The sequence below is a fragment of the Lacibacter sp. H375 genome (genome assembly GCF_037892425.1).
In the GTDB taxonomy this organism is placed as follows: domain Bacteria; phylum Bacteroidota; class Bacteroidia; order Chitinophagales; family Chitinophagaceae; genus Lacibacter.
Genome location: NZ_JBBKTT010000001.1, coordinates 179,431 through 202,680, shown reverse-complemented (window position 1 = coordinate 202,680; position 23,250 = coordinate 179,431). Strand labels below are relative to the sequence as shown.

The following is a 23,250-nucleotide window of genomic DNA, read 5'->3' as shown; positions in this document are numbered from 1 at the left end:
TTTTTGTAATCGTGCCCGGGACTGGATTCGAACCAGCACGTCCTTTCGAACACCACCACCTCAAAGTGGCTTGTCTACCAATTTCAACACCCGGGCATCGGGGTGCAAATGTAAAATGCTGCACCCATTCAATCAAATTTATTTGCAGGGCTGCTGGTTGTAAAGTGTTACTAACTACTGAACACTTGAGACTATTGACTTCCGCCTACTTTTTCAACACAATCCTGAATGTAGTGCCTTTTCCAGGCTCAGAGTGTTTTACGTACAGTTGTCCTTTATGATATTGTTCTATTATACGTTTACTCAGCGACAAGCCCAAGCCCCAGCCACGTTTCTTGGTGGTAAAGCCCGGTTTAAAAACTCGGTTGATGTTTTGCGATGCAATGCCTTTGCCTGTATCTGTGATATCAATGATGATGGTTCGTTCCTCCTCATGCATATCAACTGTAATATTTCCCTTTCCATCCATGGCATCAAGTGCATTTTTGAGCAGGTTTTCAATTACCCAATCGAAGAGCGGGGGAGAAATTGCTACGATCATATCCGCTCTATTCTTCTTCACTTCCAGGTGTACTTTTCCGGTTGCCCGTTTGCGGATATATTCCACCATTTCTTCTACCTGCCTTACCACATTATTCGGTTCTAATTGTGGTATGCTGCCGATCTTGCCAAAGCGATCGCTCACCAATCGCAGGCGCTGCACATCTTTTTCGATCTCTGTTGCAATTTGCGATTGTGCGTTTTCTTCTTTCAACATTTCCACCCAACCTTGTAACGATGAAACGGGTGTTCCCAACTGATGTGCCGTTTCTTTAGCCATACCAGCCCATACCTGGTTTTGGGTCGATTTATTTCTTGCCTGCAACGAGAAAATGGTAATGATGATAAAGAGCGCCACAATAAACAACTGAACCATTGGGTAGTAACGTACCTGTTGCAGCAATGCAGAATGACCATAATAATATTTATTGATGAGTAAAGGGTCTTTACTTATTTCAAGAATGATAGGTTGATTCTGACCTTTAAATTCTTTTAACCTGGAAGCGAGATAACCGGGATTGTTTGCAATTTTTGCACTGTCGATATTGATATAACTAACAATACTATCCTTTTCATCTGTTTCAATAATAGGAATCGATTTCTGTTCATTTCGAATGAGCGAAGGGAGTTTCGTGTCAGCATCAATTGGTGCCATGATCAGGAATTTACCGGCCTCAACCCATTGTTCCACTTTCAAACGTTCATCAACAGCAATTTTATCGGCGAGATAGTTCGAATAAAAAATGGTACCGGTTACAATGCCAATGGCAATCATTGCCAGTAATGTTCGCCAGTTAAAATATTGACCAAGCATGCCCTAATTTAGACAAGGTTTCACTCTCAACCGCTATTTTTGAAAAAATATTTACCACACTTGCAAACCCTCCCGCCTGTTGCTGTTGTTATTCTTAACTGGAATGGAAGAAATTTCCTGCAACAGTTTCTGCCTTCTGTATTGGCATCAACGTATACCAATCTGCAGGTGATCGTTGCTGATAATGCATCAACAGATGATTCGGTGCAGTTCTTACAACAAACATTTCCTTCAGTTGAGATATTAACCAGTAAAGAGAATTATGGATTTGCAAAAGGTTATAATTTTTTTCTGCAACAGGTAAAGGCTGATTATTATGTGTTACTGAACAGTGACGTGGAAGTAACAACAAACTGGATAGAACCTGTAATTGAGTTGATGGAAGCAGATAAAAGCATTGCAGCCTGTCAGCCAAAAATTCTTTCTTTTCATCAGAAAAATACATTTGAATATGCGGGTGCAAGTGGAGGGTGGATCGACACATTGGGTTATCCTTTTTCACGTGGCCGTGTGTTTGATGTGCTGGAGAAAGATAACGGACAATACAACAATGCAGTACCTGTTTTTTGGGCAAGTGGTGCTGCACTGTTTATCAGGTCACAATGTTTTCAGGAGATGAAGGGATTTGATGAATTCTTTTTTGCCCACCAGGAAGAGATCGATCTGTGCTGGCGATTACAGCGGGGTGGAAATAAAGTATATGTATGTCCACAATCAGTCGTGTATCATGTCGGCGGTGGCACCTTACCAACCGGCAGCAGCCAAAAAGTATTCCTCAACTTCCGTAACAACCTCGTGATGATCTGCAAAAATCTGCCGTGGTCTGAATTATGGTGGAAGGTTCCGTTGCGGGTTGGGTTAGATGCAGTATCTGCCTGGAAAGAATTACTAAGCGGTAAATCCGGCTATTGGCTGGCGGTGTTAAAAGCACATTTTGCCTTTGTTGGATGGGTATTCGGGCCAAAACAGCCCTCTTCAAACGCATATCCCCGTTTAAAAACCGTATATCAAGGATCGGTTGTGTGGCAGTATTTCATCCGGAAAAAGAAGATTTTTTCTGAAATTGTAAAGCCTGCCTGAAGGGTTGTAACACATCATCCCTTACATTTGCAACTGTAAAAACCGACTAATATGGCTCAAGAGATCATCGACGAAAAGCAAAAAGATATCACCAGCAATTGGGTAACCTCATCCCGCTTCCTGTTTTATGTTCAGGTGTTTTGTATTGCAGCGTTTTTGCTGGGGGGATGTTACAAATTGTACAGCTACCGTTACAAAGGAAAGCCAGAAGTGCAAATACCTGAAAGCACACTTTATAATCCAAAGTATAAATAAGTCTTCTTATAATAATACCCGGCCCTCTTTGCAGAAAAGAGGGCTTTTTTTTTCGAGATAATAACCTGAAACCCTGATTTAATTGCATGCAGACTTCAAAACACCTGTTTACAATAATTGGCATTGCCATCCTCGCCTGCTTCCTGATCTATTATCCGGTATTCTTTGCCGATTATGCATTTACTGATGAAGCCCATCAGCTCTGGTTCAATAATGATGGATCGAACTTTATCATGTTTCTGAACCAGGGCCGACTCATTACCGGATGGTTAATTGATGGCGCCTTTGGCAATATGGATTCGGTAAGCGATATAAAATGGTTGCGGATATTTTCATTTTCCTCCATGGTCGTGTTTATGGTGTTGTATGGAGTGTTATCAAAAAAACTGTTTGATGATCTGAAAATCGATGGCAAAGTATGGGCACTGTCTGTTGTATTTATTCCGTGTAGTTTATCTGCTGCTATCTATGTTGGATGGGCATCCTGCGCCGAAATATTTTTAGCCACACTTGCAGCATTTTTATCGGGGTATCTCCTGTTTAGAAAAGTAAACAGTAAAGAGACTTATTTAAAAGTTTCTACTCTCACATTGGCTGTAAGTCTGTTCTTCGCCATGTGCTCATTGTTTACTTACCAAACGGCATTTGGTTTTTTCCTGTTGCCCTTCTTCCTGTATTTCATAAAAAATAAATCTGCAAAAATTGACAGAACTATCATTATCGGCGTAGGCTTCTATATTGCATGTTATGTTGTGTATTACTTCCTTTTCAGGTATTCATTGAAAGTGTACAATGTTCAGCCAAGTACAAGAGCCACCATAAATATTGATCCTTTGGGAAAGCTCAGTTTCTTTTTTTCTTACCCACTGGCACAGGCATTTAGTTTTAATTTTCTGTACAATGCAAGAAGTATTTTGTCGCAGATTTTTTATCCATTGGTTATTCTGTTTTGGATGATCAGTTTGTTTATACGGATCGGGAAAAAGAATGTTGGGAAGATTATCGGGCATATACTTATTTGTTTTGCATTGCTCATCCTTACTTATCTGCCGTTGATGATTTCGATTGAAAACTTCGCTTCATACAGAACAATGTTTGCACTCAACTTTCTTGTATTTGTAATGGTTTGCGATTTTGTTATTTCATTTTTGAGAACTAACAGATTGAGAAATATTGTGGCAGCATTAGCCGGTCTTATTTTTTGCGCAGTTGCGTTTTATAATTACCACATCAATTTTTCGAAACCGTTGGAAAATGAGTATGCAGCTTTGCGTTCTTACTTCATGAATAATTATGAGGAAAGAACAGAGGCGATATTTTTTGTTCGACCACCCATGAATTTATTTAAGTCGGCATTCGGGGTGAATTATTATACCGACGAGTTTGGCTATCCATCAACTGAAAAAGACTGGACTCCTGAACCATTGCTGAAACAACTTGTGTTCGAGAAAACAAAAAGCAGGGAGGAAGCCAAACAAGTGTTGTTAGATGTTTCTTCAGCAACTCAGTCGCCTGCATTTTCAGTAACCGATACTGCTGCAAAAGTTCTGATCATAGATATGCAGGCGGTTTTTAATGCATACTGGAAACAACGGGATAAGAGTAAAAATTGACAAAGATTGGTTTTAGCATTGGATTTCAGTTGTGATCGGGTCGTGAGATCGCTTTTCTTCAGGCGAATGCAGAAAATTTTTGCTCTCTTTTTTGTCAATTAATTGAACGTCCCTTACATTTGCACCCCAATCGTTCTTTTACAAGCGGAAGTAGCTCATTTGGTAGAGCACGACCTTGCCAAGGTCGGGGTGGCCGGTTCGAGCCCGGTCTTCCGCTCACAGTCCCGCTCTCATGCGGGATTTTTTTTCACCCTATTGGAGCCCCGGTGGTGGAATTGGTAGACACGCAGGACTTAAAATCCTGTGACCCGCAACGGTCGTAACGGTTCAACTCCGTTCCGGGGCACAAAAAAAGCGACGTTTAACGTCGCTTTTTTTATTTACATCCATTTCAGATTTTGTTTTAGTTTTTAGAATGGCATTAAGTTCACCATTGCCCATTCACAATTGACTATTGCCTATTCATACCTATACGTCACATATCCCATCAACTGCTTCTGTTTACTGAAACAACTCTCTTTTGTTTTCAATCCTTGTGGATTGTATTGATAGCGCCAGGTAACATAATCACTGCCGCCACTTTGCACTGAGATCATTTGTGAAAGCAAAGATTGCTCGTTGTATTCATAAACATAATCAGGTAGCAAACGGCGTGCACGATCATTAAAGCGTACAATATCTGTTAAACGGTTTTGTGCATCATAATAGTAATACCAGGTTTGCGTTTCTTTTCCTTTTGCTGTAATGATCTCTTCACCCACATTACCTTTTTCATCAGCTTTAAATTGTACAAACGCAGTATCGGTTCCGTTTTTAATGCGCAACATTGAAACGGGTAGGCCACTTGAATCATACGTGTATTGGTGACGCACTGTTTCTTTTGTTTTATAAGCGTATGCCTGCGATACATTTTCAACAACGGCTAATCGTCCTGTTGCATCGTAGGTATAGCTCGAAACATTCAATGTTGTGTTACTGCTATCGGCACTGCGTATCAATTGTCCTTTTGCATTGAACTGTGTCACCAATACCGATTGCATGGTAGACGTTGTTTGACTAAATGTTTTAATGATGTTGAACGATGGATTTATTTCCTGGAAGCAGATGAACTGTTCAACAGGTTGGCCACTTCCTTCAAAAGACTGCAACACCACCTTACGAACTTTGTTGGCTTTGTACTGTTTGATCTGCTCCATTGTTTGGCGTGTACTGAGGATGTCTTTCTGGTAGTACTGGCTATTGCCGGCAAAAGGTAAGAGGGCAAGTAAAACGAAAACGGATATTAGTTTGTGCATCATGTGTGGCAAAGATATTCCTGAAATAAGAAACGTATGGGTGAATCTTTTTATTTTAGCCAAAACTAAGGCTATGTCGCACGGCGAGGGAAGGAAAGAAAAAAACTGCTTAAACTGTAATGCAAGGGTCTTTGGCCGTTATTGCCATGTTTGCGGCCAGGAAAATGTTGAACCGAGAGAAACAGCCTGGCATTTGATCGTTCATTTCTTTAACGATATCACCCATTTCGAAGGAAAATTCAGCAAAGCCATACGTTATCTTTTGTTCAGGCCCGGCTTTTTACCGGCTGAGTATGCCCGTGGGCGCCGCATGAGTTATATGAATCCTGTGCGGATGTATGTATTTACATCGGCATTTTTCTTTATCATTTTCTTTTCGTTGTTCAAAATAGATGATAGTGCAGTTGCATTGAGTTATGCCAAACTTGAACAACGGTTTAAAGACAGCGATGTGAATTTTGATGTAAATTTTGTGTCTGGCGAAATTAGTGTTGGTGAACAAAACGTTGGCAATCTCAACAGGATGGATAAGCTCAATGAGCAACTGATCGATTCGCTTATCAGGGCAAAAGCACAAAAGAAAGATTCAACACAAGTTGGCGACACAGTGAAAAAGAAGAAACCGGCAACTTTGTTTGACTTTAATGGAAAGTTTGAATCGCTTGAAGTATATGATTCCATCCAGAAGAGTTTACCTGCAGATGAACGGGATGGTTGGTTTGCAACTCTGGTGAGTAGGAAAGCAGCACACATCAATGAAAAATATGGCAAAACTCCCGGTCTTGCATTTGCCCGTATCAGCGATGTGTTTCTGCATAAGTTGCCCACCATTTTTTTTGTTTCATTACCCTTGTTTGCTCTTATCCTTTCGTTGTTATACATCCGCCGACGAAAGCAGTTTAATTTTGTTAACCATGCCATCTTTAGTATCTACTATTATATCTTCTGTTTCCTGTTGATGTTGATCTATTTTGCTGCAAACAAACTGCGAGACATCAGCGGGTGGAGTATTTTTTTGTGGATCCAGATAGCATTGGGCTTCTACCTGTTTATTTATCTCTATAAAGCCATGCGTAACTATTACCTGCAACGCAGAGCCAAAACCATCATCAAGTACTTTCTTCTTAACTTCATTTTTTTCATAATTGTTACATTTCTTTTTGCTGGATTTTTAATTTTCTCAGCGTTTAATATTTAAACTATGCAAACAGCCACAGCCGATAGTTTTCTGCGTTTGGTAAAGATCATGGATGAACTGCGGGAGCAGTGCCCATGGGACAGGAAGCAAACAATTCATACGCTGCGCCAACTCACCATTGAAGAAACCTATGAACTTACAGATGCTATCTCGGACGAGAACTGGAAAGATATTAAAGAGGAGTTGGGCGACCTGATGTTGCACATCGTCTTCTATTCAAAAATCGGAGCAGAGCAGGGACAGTTCACTATACCAGAAATGATCAATGGGGTTTGTGAAAAGTTGATTGCACGTCATCCGCATATTTACGGCGATGTGAAAGTGGATGATGAGGAAGATGTGAAACGCAACTGGGAAAAACTCAAGATGAAAGAAGGAAAGACTTCTGTTTTGAGTGGCGTGCCCAAAGGATTACCCTCCATGGTAAAAGCCATCCGCATACAGGAAAAAGCAAAACAGGTTGGGTTTGAATGGGAGAACAAAGAACAAGTGTTTGAAAAGATAGAAGAAGAGATCAATGAATTAAAAGAAGTGGTGCAAACTGCCGAGCAGGATAAAATAGAAGAGGAGTTAGGCGATGTATTCTTTTCATTGGTGAATTATGCACGGTTTTTGCAGATTGATGCTGACCATGCGCTGGAACGCACAAATCAAAAGTTCATACAGCGGTTTACCCAGATGGAGCAGGAAGCTATAAGTGAAGGAAAACAGTTGACACATATGAGTTTGGAAGAGATGGACGGCATCTGGAACCGCATCAAACAGAAAAACAGGGAAGCATAATAATATCTTGAGCCACATTTCAACCATCCGCAACTTCATTTTTAAAAATGGCTACCTGCTTATTTTAGCCGGTTGGTTACTCACATTCTCTTATCTTTTTCAATATTACTGGTCTTACACTTCTGCACCGGTGCAGGTGAAAAAAACTTTACAGAAGGCCATTAATAAAAGGGAAAATGATTTTACAAAAATTCTTGCTGATACAGCGCTTTTACTTGATCTGAAAAAGGGAAGAGCCGAAAAGCGGGAAGTGATAAAACTACTGGTTAAAGATTACTTCATCTTTATTGCCTCTGATGGTGCCGATGGATTTCAAACACGTTTCTGGAACACACAAACCATTTTGCCAAACATTGAGTTGTGGCAACGTGCAAACGGCATCTGGTTCGAACAACTGATCAATGGTTACTATACTGTTTATAAAGAAACAGTGAAACTCGGTGATGGTTCTTTTTGTTATGCCATGGCCCTCATTCCCGTCAAGTGGAATTATTTTGTTCCTGCCAGTTATCTCAGTAACAGTTTTGCATACCTCGATGGTATAGAGAAGTATTACTCACTCAGCGATGTGCAGCAAACAGAACTTCAGGTAAAGAGTACTGATGGTACCGGTTTGTTCTGGCTAAAAGAACAGAGTAATTTTCCACAGCCACTAAACAAAACAACAGTTATTTTACGATTACTGGCTGTTTTTTGTTTCTTAATGTTCATACAAAAAACTGCTGCTGCACTTGTAAACACGTATTCATTCCTGGTAGGTTTGTGTTTTCTTGTTGGGGTTATTATTATCATACGAACGTTGAGTTATTATTTTCCTGTGCCTCTGAACCTGCGGCAGTTCGAATTGTTCGATCCTGCTGTGTATGGCTCAAACAATATTCTTCGTTCGCTGGGTGATCTGTTCATTAATTCATTTTTATTGTTGTGGGTCCTGTTATTTATACGGAGGTATGGAAAATCAACAACACTGTTGCCTTTAAAGATCAACGATAAAGCTGGGCTCGCAATTACAGCTGTACTTCTGTTTGCGTTAACCATTCTGTTTGGAAATATTATCCGCAGTATGGTTGCTGATTCACAGATATCGTTCGACGTTACTAATTTTTTCGAACTTACCGTTTTTAGTTTCGCAGGTTTTATCTTACTTGGATCTCTTGCACTCAACTATTTTTTGTTAGCCGATTGGTTGTCTGGATTTTTCAAGCGGTATAGCAATGGAAAACTCCAGATACAGATACTTGCATTAACTATTACCGGTCTGGTTTACCTCACGTTTACCATCAGTTCTGCTGCAGTAATATATCATCTCATTTTGCTTGGATGGTTGTTGTTATTGTTGACCCTGCTAAACAGGCAACGTCTGCAGTTGAGGTTTCTGCCATCAAATGGGCGTGTTATCTTCTGGTTGTTTTTCTTTTCTGTATCACTAACAACTTTGCTCATAACAGAGAACGGTCGGAAAGAAATACAAAAAGCCACAAGTATGGCTGAGAAACTTAGCCTTCAAACTGATCCCTCGGCGGAAACTTTATTAAACATAGCGCTGCAAAATTTCAGACCTGAGTTTCTTGATAACGAGTTTTATCGTTTCACTACTTCAAGTGGCAACCAGTTTTTAAAAGACAGTCTTATCAGCGAAAACTTCAGTGGGTATCTCAATAAATTTGAAACAGAGATCTATACCTTTACTGCAGCTGAAGAACCAGAACCATTATTCAATATTGATTCCATCTCCTTCAATACACTGAATACTGTCTATACGTTGCAAAGCAAACCAACGAGCGTGCGTGACTGGCAGTATTACGAGGAATCGTTTGATAAGTTCTATTACATTGCACGCAGGAATGTAACCGACCGGGAAACAAATCAATTGATAGGATATGTATTCATTATTTCCCGTCCCAAACGCTATGCTGATGAGAAATTTTATCCTGAACTTTTTTCCCGGACATTCAACCTGCTTCCTGATGACATGCCTTCTTATGCCTATGCGATTTACAAGAATAAGGAACTCATCAGCAGTGTAAATGATTATCCTTTCCCTATACATTTGAATGAGACCAGGAATGCCCGTTTATTAATTGAGCAGAAGAAAAAAAATGGTTATTCAGAATTATGGTACAGCAGTTCAAAAGACCTTACAGTAATTGTGGTAAAACCGCAAAACAGGTTGCTTGAAGGAATTACTTTGTTTGCTTACCTGTTCTGTGTGTTTCTGCTTATGCTGGCTGTTTTCAGATTTATACAATATGTATTGCAGTTAGGCATCAGACCTTCCAAATGGAAAGAACACCTGCAACTTACTTTCCGTACACAAGTTCACACAACCATTATAGGCATCAGCATTTTTTCATTCCTGATTATTGGTGCCTCAACCATCTTCTTCTTTATTAACAGGCATAGCCGTATTAATAAGGAAAGGTTGTCAAGAACAATCGGGATCATGCGTACAGAAGTGGAAGTGGCATTAAACAATCATGCTGTATTTGATGATGTGCTCAAAGCATATGATGATGCCGCCTCGGCTGAACTGCAGGGAAAAATTAACCGTATTTCAGAGATACATGGGGTGGATGTAAATATTTATGATCCTGCTGGTAACCTGCGTTTATCATCGCAACCTTATTATTACAACAAAGGATTGCTGAGCCGCAAAACAGATCCATTGGCTTATTATAAATTGTCTCAGGAATATCTTGTGCAAACAATTGAAGACGAAAAAGTCGGCAGCCGTTCTTACATGAGTATTTATGTGCCTGTTCGTGATGCAGATGGACAAACCTATGCGTATCTCAACATTCCTTACTTCACATCGCAGAATGAATTAAAACAGGAAATATCGAATTTCCTTGTAACGTTGATCAACCTTAATGCATTTATTTTTCTTATTGCAGGATTGGTTGCATTTTTTGTAACAAGCCGTATTACCAATTCATTTGCTATCATCAGTGAAAAGATGAAAGCGATCAAACTGGGTAAAACAAATGAAGCCATTGTATGGAACCGTAATGATGAAATTGGCGAATTGGTACAGGAGTACAACCGAATGGTGAAGCAACTTGAAGAGAGTGCTAACTTGCTTGCAAGAAGCGAACGTGAAGGTGCATGGCGTGAAATGGCAAGGCAGGTGGCACATGAGATCAAGAACCCGCTTACGCCAATGAAATTAAGTATCCAGTATTTGCAGAAGGCAGTTGATTCAAACTCAGCCGATGCAAAAAATATTTCCCAAAGCGTGGCAAAAACATTGGTTGAGCAGATTGATTATTTATCAAACATTGCATCCGACTTTTCCAACTTTGCAAACATTGGAAATCCCCGTTTGGAAAGAGTAAACCTGGTTGAATCGGTACAGTCGGTTGTTGATCTTTTCAATATGCATGAAGATGCACATGTTGCTTTCAGCACCAATACAGATGCAGCATTTGTGATGGCAGATAAAACACAGCTTAACCGTTTGTTTACCAATCTCACCCGAAATGCAATTGAAGCAGCGCCTGCTGATGAAACAGCCCGTGTGAAATTACAGGTAGAGGTGAAGGATGAAAAATTAATAGTAGCTGTTACAGATAATGGACACGGTATCAGGCCAGAGCTGCAGGACAAAATATTCTATCCCAATTTCACAACCAAAACATCGGGCACAGGTTTAGGTCTTGCAATGTGTAAGAGTATAGTTGAACAGATGAAAGGTGAAATATGGTTTGTAACTGAACAGGAAAAAGGTAGCACTTTTTTTGTGGAGCTGCCACTTATTCAATAAGCACAATTCGAAATTAGAATGTTGTCAATTGGCAATTATTCTTTCGCCGCTGTCTGTTTCAGCAAATGATCTTCAATAATTTCTTTGAATACTGTTTTGGGAAACGCACCCGGCTGCATCATGGGATCAGCATTCACAGGGATAAATAAAAAAGTAGGAATACTTTGGATGCCAAATACGGCAGCTAATTCCATCTCTGCTTCTGTATCTACTTTATAGATCAGAATTTTTCCTTCGTATTCTATTGCTAATTCTTCAAGTACGGGCGCCACCATTTTACAGGGACCACACCAATCAGCATAAAAATCAATGATGGCAGGAACGGTGCCGTTGTATTTCCATTCCTTTTCGGTTTCGTAGTTAAAGATCTTGTCTTTAAAATCCTGTGAGGTGATTTTGACGGTAGCCATGATAAAGGTGATGTAGTTTACAGACAAAGTTATTCATCAAAACAGTATGTTGTATGACAAATGTTACGAATCCGACGTGTTCTTCATTTTATTCGGCAGGCAGAGGTATATAGCTGATAGAAAATGATTTACCGGTAAGTTTTTTATGCATTATCAGTAAGCGGTCCATCCGCCATCAACAGTAAGCACTGCACCGTTAATAAAACCAGCATCATCTGTTGCAAGGAATAAAGCAGCATTTGCAACATCTGATGGCTCACCTGTTTTGGCATTCAAGACCATACCACTCATGATGCGGTCATTAATAAGCGGAGTTATTTTACTCATGTCTATTGTGTCGCCGATATTTGTATTGATTGCGCCAGGTGCAATGGCGTTACAACGGATACCCGTTTTAGCATACAGGTAACCAGTGTTTTTTGTGAGGCCGATTAATGCATGTTTACTGGCAGTATAGGCGGCTCCTGCTCTTGCACCTTGCAATCCACCAATGGATGCGATGTTAATGATACAACCACTACCTTTTGCAAGAAAAATTTTTACTGCATGACGCATGGCCTTCATGGGGCCTGTAACATTAATGTTCATCACTTTTTCCCACATGCTGTTGTCAAGTTCGGCAACAGGTGCAAAGTGATCCATGATACCGGCATTGTTCACTAAGATGTCTAATGATCCATAAGTTGTAACGGCCAGGTTGATCATTCGATCTATATCTTCTTCCAAAGCCATATTGGATAACAGTGTTGTAACATCGCCACCCTGACCGGTAATTTCCTGGTGAAGTAATTGTAAACGTTCGGAGTTAATATCTGTTGCAACTACTTTACAATCTTCAAATGCAAATAAAAGGGCAATAGCTTTGCCCATACCGGAACCTGCCCCGGTGATGAGTGCTGTTTTGCCTGCTAACTTTTTCATGTGTTCTTATTTTACAACAGACAGCAACTGATTTTTTCGATGAATACAGAAAGCTAATTCCTGCTGTAATAAAAAACAATGATTTGGGAGGTGATTGTGGTTAGGAAAAATTAAACCCGCTCATAATTCATAAAGACGACGCCAGATTTTGACGTGCTGATTTCTTTTAAGCCAAGGTTGATCTGTTTTTTGATGTTTGAAAAAAGCGGTTTGCCCTCACCTAAAAGAACGGGATAAACTGCAAGCTGGTAAGCATCAACAAGACCTTCATTCATAAAACTGCTGATAAGGCTGCCTCCACCATAAAGCCAGATGTTCTTGCCCGGTTCTTTTTTAATTTCATTCACCCGCTCAGCTATGGGCGAGCTGATGTATGTTGCCTTGCCATCTTCTTTCGGATTATTTGAAAAAACATATTTCTTTTTGCTGTGCACATTTTTCCAAAGACTTTTTTCTGCTGCAGATGCATTACTGTCTGGTTGATATTGTCCCCACAGATCATAACTTATTCTGCCATAAAAAACAGCATCAACAGTTGTAAGAAATTGATCGAAGGCCGAACCTTCTCCCATTTCAGCAGCAGCATCTTGGTTGATCCAGTCGATTTCTCCATTTGGTCCTTCAATAAAACCATCGAGTGTTACAGCAACGTTTACAATAATTTTTCGCATCTTTTTTATGTTGAATGTTAAGTGTTGTTATTGATCATTTCTCCAGTCCCAAACTACAACGATCCATTCAGTGTTGGCAGGATCTGTGTATGAATGTATTTCCCGAAAGCCAATTCTTTTATGCGCTTGCAACGAACGTATATTACTGCTGGCTATTTCGGTTATTGCAAGATCATACTTCTTTTGGTAAAATTCTTTATAAGCTGCATAACAGTTATCAAAAATTCCTTGTCCACGATAGGCTTTGTCAACACAAACCTGGCCCACAACAATATAGTGAAGAGTTGAAATGATCTTCTCCTTATAAACGATCTGATCAAACACATCAAACATGGGAACCAATACCGGAATTTCAAATCTTGATTGTTTCGTCATGGCCAGGCAATAACCAATAACAGCTTCATCATCTTTTGCAATCACATGTTTTTCGAGGTCATTCATTTTTTTCAGCACCTCATAAGAATGTTTCACCGTTACAAAACCCTGGCTTTGTATTTCATCAACGGTTAACCCTTGTGCTAAGTTTGATTGCTGAAGTTCTAATATTCCTTCCAGTTCTTCTTTTGTGTTTGATGTAGAATAACTGATCATGTTGTTATGTATACTGTAAACAAAGCTAATGGGTATGCACGTTTTTGTATAATTATCTACGCCGGTAAACCAAATTTTTCTTTATGGCTTCATAATTGGCTTATCAGGTTAAAATAGTTGCCCTGAAATGATTGATAGAATTTCCGGACTATGATACCAAATGGCGATTAAAATTTTAAGACGAATTCCACTTGGCTATTTTGAGTTTATGCATAAGGTGGCCGAACCGACTTAAATGCTCAAAGTAAAGACAGTGCTGGTAATACAAGTAGAACTGATTATGGACAGATGCGATAAGATTTCTAATCAATCATTTTTATAATATAGTAATCGAATTATTTTCACAATTTGATAGGCAGGTGATTTTTAAATCTGCAAGATATATGATCACTTTTTAATCTGAGTGGAGTCTGATTATAGCTTTCTGCCATCAGTTTGTACACATTATGAACTAGAACTGCAATATTTGTGTTATGTAGGTGAAAACCTTTTTGGACAGGTCTGTACGCCCATGTAATCTGTATTTTGTTTCAGTATTTTCCTGTTATTTTGATTTTTGTGAATTTCGACGATTGCTCATGAACGATATTGGTAAGCCATTAGTTAATGATGAATATTGCCTCTCAAAAATAAAGGAGGGGGATGAGCATTTTTTTAACCTGATATTCGAAAAGTACCGAAATCAGTTGTTTGCCTATTTGTACAAAGTCACCAAATCAAAAGAACTGTCTGAGGAAATAGTGCTGGATGTTTTTTTAAAACTCTGGCATGGAAGGGAAGCGATCACCGAAATACAAAACTTTGAAGCCTTTTTGTACAAGGTGGCGCACAACAAAGCCATTGATTTTTTCAGGGCGGCTAAACGCAGCCAGGCTTTACAGCAGGCTTTATGGCAAGCAATTACCGAAGCCCCGGCGGCAGATAATGCCGATAACCGGCTCATTTTTAAAAACACCGATGCCTTAATTAAAGAAGCTATCAATCAATTATCTCCCCAACGAAAAAAAGTTTTTGAGCTGCGTCACTACGAAGATCTGAGCTATGCTGAAATAGCCGCAACCCTCAACTTATCCTCCCATACAGTGCGCAACCACCTCGCTGCATCCCTGCAGTTTATCCGGGAGTATTTAGAAAAAAACAACGCACTGTTACTGCTGCTTGCCATTTATTTTGAAAAAAAGTAGGGGGAGCATTGGTACATGCTTTCTTTTCAATCGTCAGTTATCTGGCACATACCAGATTAACATGAAAAAAAGAATCCCAATCCAGCTGTTATCAGTTTTAATCGTCTTTTTATTTTCCTGTGGCAAAAAAGATGTTGTAAACAACACGACCAACGAACCACAAACAAATACGCTTCAGCAACTGGAGCCTTATAATTTTGTACTTGGTACACATGCCATATCGGGCAGTTACCAGTTTACTTCAGAAAACAAACTGGTGGAGCAGGCAAAGAAAGTGCGGGAGATGGGCTCGAATATCCTGAAAATTACATTGGGTAAAAACTCAGCAGATATCTATGGCATCAATGAGGTTACAAAAAGTACCACCACGTTAGCGTTGTTCTCCAATAACCTGCCGTATAAAACGGTCTGTAATATGGATTTTAAATACATATTTTTTTGGGTGCATACATTAACCAATGTGGATTGGAAGAAGACCCTCACTGATGCCGAAGAAAAAGTATTATATGATGAAATGTTCAATTTCGTTTCTCATTTACTATCAACATACGATAACTCGGGTAAAACATTTTTAATCGGTAACTGGGAAGGCGACTGGCTGTTAATTCCCAACTACGACAGAACAGTTACACCTGCTCCGGAATTGCTTGCAAACATGAGCAAGTGGTTTCAGATAAGACAAAAAGCAATTGACGATGCAAAACTGGCATCAACAGCAAAAAATGTTTCGGTGTATCATTATATCGAAGCAAACCTGGTATTAAAAGGAATGAATGGCGAGCCTTGTGTTGCAGAAAGTGTGATTCCGAATGTTGATATCGATCTCATCTCTTACTCCAGCTATGAAGCTATCAAGGATAAAACTGCTGCACAGAAAAAAACCGATCTGCAAGCGATTTTCACTTACCTGGAGTCGAAGCTGAAACCAAAAGCAGGATTGCCTTTCAGCAGGAGGGTTTTCATTGGCGAATATGGCTATCAGGCCAATGCCTCTAAGCCCGAAACGTTTCAAAAACAATTTGATGAAACAAAGGAAATTATGCGGATTTCCTTTGAGCTGAATCTTCCGTTTGCTTTGCATTGGCAGATGTACAATAATGAGTACGAGAACGGGGTATCGAAGCAGATGTCATTGATCAATGAGTCAGGATCCAAAACACGGCAGTATGGGCTGCACAACAACTTTTATAAGGCTATGAATACTTACCTGAAAGATGAAAAGCAGAAAAATAATAAGTACCCTACGGCTGATGAATACAGAACAAAAGCACTGCAGGTTTTATCATCACTTTAATAATCATTTTTTAATTATAAAAAAGTTGAGGACGCATTGGTACATATTTTCTTTTCGATCGTCAACTATTTAGCACATTCCATTTCAGCACATGAATAATAACAAGGAGAACCTCTCCGATCTTATAAATAAATACCTCAATAACCGGTTAACTTCTGCTGAGTATACAGAGTTGTGGCGATTATTGAACGAACATTCCGATGAAACAGGATTGAACGAAGAACTGCAACAACTCTGGCAATCTGCTAAAACAGAAGCTCCGTTGATTGCTGCTGCTGAGTGGGATCAAAAAATACAGGAAGCAAAGCAAAAACTTACTGCATCTGATCAAACAGAACGGCAACCTTCCATCAGCCGCTTCCAACGCTATCGTTGGGTTGCTGCTGCTGCCATTCTTTTACTGATTGTTTCTTCTGTTTTTGTTTTGACAAATCGGAATGAGAAGAAGAGCACTGTTGCAAAAAAGACACAACCTCAAGTGCAGCAAAACGACAGGTTGCCCGGTGGAGACAGAGCCATACTAACATTGGCAGATGGCAGCTCAATTGTACTGGATAGTGCGGGCAACGGTATGCTTGCACAGCAGGGAACAACAGAGATCATTAAGAAAGAAGATGGGCAGCTGTTGTACAACAGTTCAGATAATGCAACCGATGCAGTTGCATATAATTTACTTCAAACACCCCGTGGCGGACAATATAAAATTACTTTACCCGACGGCAGTAAAGTATGGCTCAATGCTGCATCTTCTTTAAAGTATCCGGTTGTATTCAGCGGTAAAGAACGCAAAGTAGAAATAACTGGGGAAGCCTATTTTGAAATTGCGAAAGATGCAACAAGACCATTTAAGGTGCAATTGAATCAAATCGAAGTAGAAGTGCTGGGTACACATTTCAACATTAATAGTTATACCGACGAAGAAACTGTACGCACCACCTTGCTGGAAGGAAGAGTAAGAGTTACTACCGCAAGTGAAAATAAATATTTACAACCCGGTCAACAGGCGCAACTGAAACCATCGGGTAACATGAAGATTGTTGATGATATAAACCTGGAAGAAACAGTGGCGTGGAAGGACGGAAACTTTCAGTTTGAAAATAGTGATATTAAATCGGTGATGAGACAACTGGCCCGTTGGTACGATGTAGAGGTAAGTTACCAGGGCACCATAACCAAACATTTTATTGGTGGCATTTCCCGCAATGTAAAGCTGTCGCAGGTGCTTTCAATGCTGCAGCAAACGGGTGAAGTGCGATTTATCATTGAAGGCAAAAAAATAATTGTTATGCCGTAAAAAAACAGAACAATGTAAACCGAGTATCGTAGCAAGAGCTCATAAAAAACCGGAAGTGGTTGCAACACTCCCGGCGAAAGTTTAGGGCTCTTCAAAAAGCAATCAAATCATCTGAGACTGTTTATCGTTAAACCCCAAAAACGAAGTTATGCCATTTACTGCTTTTAGTTTTCGGCACGAGCGAAAACTAACCAAAACATGCCCTCCTGTCAGGAAGGCACTATTGATTATGAAACTTATTGCTGTCTTTCTCTTCGTGGCCAGTATGCAGGTATTTGCAGAAGCCCACTCACAAACTGTAACGCTTTCAGTAAAGAATGCGCCCTTCCAGAAAGTATTAAAGGAAATCAGAAAACAAACAGGCTATAATTATATATGCACTGTTGAAATGATGGAACTGGTGGGTAATGTAAGTGTGAACGCCAAAAATGTTCCCTTACAACAGGCGCTGGATGAATGCTTGCAGAAAACGCCGCTTACGTTTACCATTATAGAAAATACAATTGTAATAAAACGTAAGATAACGGCAGAACCATCTGCAAATGTTACAAAAGAATCGCCTCCTGCCGACATTACGGTAAAAGGAAAAATAACAGATGAAAGCGGAACGCCGCTGCCGGGTGCATCTGTAAATTTAAAAGGAACCGGCAAAGGAGTAAACACCGATGCCAACGGCGAATTTACAATCAGTGTACCCGACAACTCATCGATGATTCTGGTGATTTCTTTTGTGGGTATGGAATCAAAAGAAGTAAGTGTAAAAGGAACCACAAGCGTACAGGTCACCTTAAGCAAACAGGAAATTCAGCAACAGGAAATTGTAGTTGTAGGTTACGGTACACAAAAGAAAGCAACCGTTACAGGAGCCATTGCACAGATAGGTGCAAAAGTTTTACAGTCGGCACCTGTTCCCAATACATCACAATTACTTGTTGGTAGAATGCCCGGGCTTTTGTCGAAAACAGCAAGCGGTTTGCCCGGTGAGGATAATGCAAGTCTGCAGATCAGGGGCTATGGATCAGCGTTAGTAATTGTTGATGGATTGCCTACACCTTTCAACCGCATCGATCCGAATGATATCGAATCAGTTTCTATTCTCAAAGATGCATCTGCTGCAATTTATGGTGCAAGAGCAGGAAACGGTGTGATCCTCGTTACAACAAAGCGTGGTAAAACAGGTGCTCCACAAATTACGTATACAGGCACCTACACCTATCAGATGCCTTCTGCTTTTCAGAATACAGTTAATGCAGGCGACTGGGCTGAGCTACGCAGAGAAGCGGCATTGAATTACGGTTTGAGCCCCGGTGAATTTACAGAAGAAGTAGTGCAGAAATATAAAGCAGGTACCGAAGCGAACTACAAATCGTATAACTGGCGTGATGCCATCTTCCGTACAGGTGCACCCATGTTGCAACAGAGTATAACAGTTAGTGGTGGTACTCCAACATTAAAATATTTTGGTTCACTTGGTGTTACCGATCAGCAAAGTGTTTTTACCTCAGGAGATTATTATTACAAGCGTTATAACTCAAGATTAAACGTTGATGCAACCATTGCAAAGAATTTGTCTTTGCGGTTTGATATGCAGTATCGTTTTGGTCAGGATCAGCAGGTAGGTTCAATTGAAGATGTAATGGTAGATTTTAGCACAGCACAACCACGTTACAATCCCTACCTGCCTGACCCGACCAAAAATGCATATACAGGTTTTCAGGGCCGCAATCCATTATTGCGTATTGATGCAGAACGTAGAGGATACAATCGTACCAGCTCTAACTTCTTTAATGGTCAGATTGGACTCAACTATAAAATACCCTTTATTGATGGATTGCGTATCGGTGCCGATTTATTGGTGAGTCAGTCTGCAGATTATACGAAAGTATTTAACACGCCCGCCGAAGTATATGACTACGATTACGACACACAGGTTTATACCTACATGGCCAACATGGGTAATTTCATTTCACTCAGAGAAACCAATGCACGTTACTTCCAGGTTTATCCAATGGTGAAAGTGAATTACGATCGTGAATTTGGTGAACATCGCATCAGTGCAATGGGTATTGCCGAGCAACTGCAGAATGGTGGTAATTCGTTAATGGCTTTTCGACGTGATCTGTTGTCGCCATCCATACAACAACTGTTTTCCGGTGGCCAGGACTTTCAGGATAATACAGGAACCCAAAGTCAAATGTCGAGAGTGGCGTACATCGGTAAAGTGAATTATGATTTTGCAGGTAAGTACCTCGCCGAATTTATTTTAAGAGCTGATGCCAGTGCGAATTTCCCCAAGAATTCAAGGTGGGGTTATTTTCCCGGCGTTTCTGTTGGCTGGGTTTTCTCGAAAGAGAAATTTATGGATAATGCATCATCATGGCTTTCGAATGGTAAGCTGAGACTTTCTTACGGACAGTCGGGTAACGATGGTACCAGCCAGTTCAGTTATCTCACCGGTTATGATATTGATGCAGGTGGATATATTATGGGAAATACGTTTTACAAAACAATCAGTACCACAGGTCTTCCAAATCCAAATATTACCTGGGAGAGTATAACCAACTATAACGCAGGTATTGATTTAACACTGTGGAAAGGCAAACTGGTATTTGAAGGAAACGTGTTTTACAGATTAAGGGATGGTATCCTTGCTTCGCAGCAAAGAGCGGTGCCTTCAACTTTTGGCGCAACCTTACCTCCGGTAAATCTCAACAAACAAAGTAACAGAGGTTTTGAACTGATGATCGATTACCGCCCAAAGATCAACGGTGTACAGCTTTCAATTATGCCCACGTTTACGTTTACACAAAACAAATGGGAGTACAGAGATGAAACAGCTTATACCGATCCCGATCAAATCAGAATTTATCAGTTAACAGGTAAATCAACCAACCTTTCATGGGGCTATAAGTCGGATGGTATTTTTATGTCACAAGGAGAAATTGATAAACTCACATTTAACCAGGATGGTGTAGGTAATACAACTCTGCGTCCGGGCGATATCCGTTATGTTGATTTGAATAGCGATGGTATTCTCGATTGGCGTGATCAGGATGTGATCGGTAAAGGAACCTTCCCCGAAGTAGTGTACAGTTTGGTGATGGGCGCCACTTATAAAGGTCTGTCGTTAGAAATGTTATGGCAAGGTTCAACCGGATTTAATTTTTATGTAACCGGTGCATCGGCATCTATGTTTTCAAACGAATCGATTCCCTACGATTATCATTATACCTACCGCTGGCAGCCCGATCCTGCAAACCCAACGCAGAACATCAATCCAAAGGCACAATTGCCGGCAGCATCATTGGGCTTAAACCCCAATAACATTAAGCGTTCCGATTTCTGGATGAAAGATGCAACATTCATTCGTTTACGGAATGTGAATTTATCGTACAGCTTCAGTGGTAACTGGACTAAAAAATTAGGGTTTAAAAATTTGCAGGTATTTACATCTGCTACCAATCTGCTTACGTTCAGTAAGCTTGGATTTTACAAGAACACGTTTGATCCGGATGCGAACTTAAGTGGAGAAGGACGTAACTATCCGATTCATAAAAATATTGCAGGCGGAGTGCGCTTAACATTTTAAATAAAAGTTTATGAGAAATATAATCATTGCTTTCATTATAACTGGATTGGTGGGTTGTACCAAAGTATTAGATATACAACCGCTCGATATGATTGCTGAAACAGCAGTGTTTAAAGATAAAAATCTGATAGAAGCTAACCTGCTGAGTTTATACGACCGTACGAAATTTCAGGAACTGGGTAACCAGGAAAATTTCAGAATGGGTTTATTAGCAGGACCTGGTGGCGAATGCAGAGCTTTTGGCGATTGGCAGGATCCTTACATCGCTTCTATTAAGATTTACGATAACACAGGTTCCGGTTTGCTCGACTATTGGGCTTACACCGCTATCAGACAAATAAATGAATTTATTGAGGGTGTGAAAGGTTCATCATTTGAACAAACGTATAAAGACCAAAAAATAAGTGAAGCCCGTTTTTTGCGTGGGTTCATTTATCATCAAATGGTGAAACGTTTTGGGGGTGTTCCTATTATTACAAAAGTTCAACAGTTAACTGATCCCGAATCAGAATTATTTCCTGTCCGCAACAAAGAAGCAGAAGTATATGATTTTATTGGAAAAGAAATGGACGAGATAGCCGCATTATTACCTGCTTCGTATGCGGGCAATGATTATGGCCGACCCACCAAATTTGCTGCACTTGCACTTAAAAGCAGAGCGATGCTATATGCAGGCAGTATTGCAAAATTCGGTACAGTCGCTTTGGATGGAGTAGTAGGTATACCTTCCAGTGAAGCAGATAAATATTTTACGGCTGCCATGGATGCATCAAAAGCAATCATGGATAATCCTGCATTTAGTTTGTACAACAAGGTTCCTTCCGATCCCGTTAAAAACTTTACGCAGTTGTTTACGGATGAAAATAATAACCCCGAAATAATCTTTGGCGTTAAATGGGATGCAACACTTAACAAAGGACATTCATGGGATGCATTGTGTACACCGGCAGGTTTTACATCGGGTTGGAATTCGAACTTTAATGTGTTCCTCGAATTTATGGACCTGTTCGATTACCAGGATGGAAGATCCGGTGTGATGAACCGCTCCTTGCTTACAAACACAAGGTTGCATGATATCGATTCATTATTCGGAAAGCGTGATCCCCGTTTCAGAGCATCAACTTTTTATCCTGAATGTATATGGCAAGGAAAGAAAGTGTTTTTTCATTCCAGCACCAGGTATAGAAATGCAAGCGGCCAGGTGGTTACAAGCTCCAGCGAAACTTTCATGATTCCGAATTCTGTATCAGCACAATTCCCGGATGGTTTTTATGCAAAAGCGCCCAATCGCAATACACAAAAAACAGGTGTGCATGTACGTAAGCGTTGCGATGAAGCGCTTACACCTGCGGCAAGCGGACAATCAAGCACTGATTTCATTGTGTTCAGGTTGGGTGAAATTCTGCTCAACTATGCAGAAGCGGCTTTCTATCTGAATAAAAATACGGAAGCGCTTAATGCAATTAACCTGGTAAGAGCAAGAGCGAAAATGCCTTTACGTACAACCTTAACCGAAGCCAACATACGGCAGGAAAGACAAGTCGAGCTGGCTTTTGAAGAGCACAGGTATTGGGATTTACGCAGATGGCGCATTGCAGAACAGGAGTTGAACGGAAAGCGTTTACAGGGATTAAACTATGTGTATGATTTTGATGCAAAAAAATACATCATCACATTAAAAAATGCAGAGGGTACAGCAAGGGTATTCCAACCCCGTCATTACTACTTACCATTGGGTATCGACAGAATTGCTGATAATCCCAGTTTGGTTGAGAACCAAGGATACTAATGTTTTTAAAGGAGGTTGTATCATTTGAAATAACTCCTCCTCAACGGGAGAATCATCATCGCAAAGTTTACCTGATAATGATCAATAAAGGTGCTTGAATAGTTATTCAAGTGCCTTTATTGATACATGAATTTGTAATGAAGCTTTTGGTCTGAAAAAGAAATTC

17 protein-coding genes and 3 tRNA genes are annotated in these 23,250 nt (G+C 40.2%); 13 read left to right on the top strand and 7 right to left on the bottom strand.

Annotated elements, in window-relative coordinates; translation table 11 throughout:
* Positions 1–12 precede the first annotated feature (12 nt).
* Positions 13–96, bottom strand: a tRNA-Leu gene (locus WG954_RS00890).
* 109 nt (positions 97–205) lie between these two features.
* Complete coding sequence (locus WG954_RS00885) at positions 206–1,354, bottom strand: sensor histidine kinase (protein WP_340432682.1); 1,149 nt, start codon at positions 1,352–1,354, stop codon at positions 206–208.
* A gap of 39 nt (positions 1,355–1,393) precedes the next feature.
* Between WG954_RS00885 and WG954_RS00880 the strand changes: the two genes are divergently transcribed.
* The 5 genes from WG954_RS00880 (at position 1,394) to WG954_RS00860 (ending at position 4,648) form a co-directional block, all read left to right on the top strand.
* Positions 1,394–2,434: a glycosyltransferase family 2 protein gene (locus WG954_RS00880; RefSeq protein WP_340432679.1), complete on the top strand. Its 1,041-nt coding sequence runs from the start codon at positions 1,394–1,396 to the stop codon at positions 2,432–2,434.
* Between the two features lie 51 nt (positions 2,435–2,485).
* Positions 2,486–2,689 (top strand): hypothetical protein, encoded by a 204-nt coding sequence (locus WG954_RS00875; RefSeq protein WP_324231889.1) that lies wholly within the window; start codon positions 2,486–2,488, stop codon positions 2,687–2,689.
* Positions 2,690–2,775: 86 nt separating this feature from the next.
* On the top strand, positions 2,776–4,302 hold the full coding sequence (locus tag WG954_RS00870) for a glucosyltransferase domain-containing protein (RefSeq protein WP_340432677.1): 1,527 nt from the start codon (positions 2,776–2,778) through the stop codon (positions 4,300–4,302).
* 144 nt (positions 4,303–4,446) lie between these two features.
* Positions 4,447–4,519 (top strand) — tRNA-Gly (locus WG954_RS00865).
* A gap of 43 nt (positions 4,520–4,562) precedes the next feature.
* Positions 4,563–4,648, top strand: a tRNA-Leu gene (locus WG954_RS00860).
* A 112-nt stretch (positions 4,649–4,760) separates the two neighbouring features.
* On the opposite strand, the gene WG954_RS00855 is transcribed toward WG954_RS00860, so the two are convergent.
* Positions 4,761–5,600, bottom strand: coding sequence for an RHS repeat domain-containing protein (locus tag WG954_RS00855; RefSeq protein WP_340432675.1), 840 nt, complete (start codon positions 5,598–5,600; stop codon positions 4,761–4,763).
* Between the two features lie 70 nt (positions 5,601–5,670).
* On the opposite strand from WG954_RS00855, the gene WG954_RS00850 reads away from it, so the two are divergent.
* Genes WG954_RS00850 through WG954_RS00840 form a run of 3 tightly spaced genes read left to right on the top strand, consistent with a single transcriptional unit; the run spans position 5,671 to position 11,341 of the window.
* Entirely contained in the window at positions 5,671–6,795 is a 1,125-nt protein-coding gene (locus tag WG954_RS00850) for a DUF3667 domain-containing protein (RefSeq protein WP_340432673.1), read from the top strand.
* 3 nt (positions 6,796–6,798) lie between these two features.
* Complete coding sequence (gene mazG / locus WG954_RS00845) at positions 6,799–7,578, top strand: nucleoside triphosphate pyrophosphohydrolase (RefSeq protein ID WP_340432671.1); 780 nt, start codon at positions 6,799–6,801, stop codon at positions 7,576–7,578.
* Between the two features lie 7 nt (positions 7,579–7,585).
* Positions 7,586–11,341 (top strand): sensor histidine kinase, encoded by a 3,756-nt coding sequence (locus WG954_RS00840; RefSeq protein ID WP_340432669.1) that lies wholly within the window; start codon positions 7,586–7,588, stop codon positions 11,339–11,341.
* A 35-nt stretch (positions 11,342–11,376) separates the two neighbouring features.
* On the opposite strand, the gene trxA is transcribed toward WG954_RS00840, so the two are convergent.
* The 4 genes from trxA to WG954_RS00820 form a co-directional block, all read right to left on the bottom strand.
* On the bottom strand, positions 11,377–11,751 hold the full coding sequence (gene trxA, locus WG954_RS00835) for a thioredoxin (protein WP_340432667.1): 375 nt from the start codon (positions 11,749–11,751) through the stop codon (positions 11,377–11,379).
* A gap of 153 nt (positions 11,752–11,904) precedes the next feature.
* A complete protein-coding gene (locus WG954_RS00830) occupies positions 11,905–12,672 on the bottom strand; it encodes a glucose 1-dehydrogenase (RefSeq protein ID WP_340432665.1) in 768 nt (255 codons plus the stop codon).
* Positions 12,673–12,782: 110 nt separating this feature from the next.
* On the bottom strand, positions 12,783–13,343 hold the full coding sequence (locus WG954_RS00825; RefSeq protein ID WP_340432663.1) for a dihydrofolate reductase family protein: 561 nt from the start codon (positions 13,341–13,343) through the stop codon (positions 12,783–12,785).
* 27 nt (positions 13,344–13,370) lie between these two features.
* The gene (locus WG954_RS00820; protein ID WP_340432661.1) at positions 13,371–13,934 is read right to left on the bottom strand and encodes a GNAT family N-acetyltransferase; all 564 of its coding nucleotides are present in this window, start codon (positions 13,932–13,934) and stop codon (positions 13,371–13,373) included.
* Between the two features lie 578 nt (positions 13,935–14,512).
* On the opposite strand from WG954_RS00820, the gene WG954_RS00815 reads away from it, so the two are divergent.
* The 5 genes from WG954_RS00815 to WG954_RS00795 all read left to right on the top strand — a co-directional run bounded on the left by WG954_RS00815 (position 14,513) and on the right by WG954_RS00795 (position 23,084).
* Positions 14,513–15,118, top strand: coding sequence for an RNA polymerase sigma factor (locus WG954_RS00815; protein ID WP_340432659.1), 606 nt, complete (start codon positions 14,513–14,515; stop codon positions 15,116–15,118).
* Positions 15,119–15,179: 61 nt separating this feature from the next.
* Entirely contained in the window at positions 15,180–16,412 is a 1,233-nt protein-coding gene (locus tag WG954_RS00810) for a hypothetical protein (protein ID WP_340432657.1), read from the top strand.
* A gap of 91 nt (positions 16,413–16,503) precedes the next feature.
* Positions 16,504–17,706 carry a FecR family protein gene (locus WG954_RS00805; protein ID WP_340432654.1) on the top strand — a complete coding sequence of 401 codons (1,203 nt, stop codon included), beginning with the start codon at positions 16,504–16,506 and terminating at the stop codon, positions 17,704–17,706.
* 229 nt (positions 17,707–17,935) lie between these two features.
* Entirely contained in the window at positions 17,936–21,295 is a 3,360-nt protein-coding gene (locus tag WG954_RS00800; RefSeq protein ID WP_340432653.1) for a TonB-dependent receptor, read from the top strand.
* A gap of 10 nt (positions 21,296–21,305) precedes the next feature.
* Positions 21,306–23,084: a RagB/SusD family nutrient uptake outer membrane protein gene (locus tag WG954_RS00795; protein ID WP_340432652.1), complete on the top strand. Its 1,779-nt coding sequence runs from the start codon at positions 21,306–21,308 to the stop codon at positions 23,082–23,084.
* Positions 23,085–23,250: the final 166 nt, after the last annotated feature.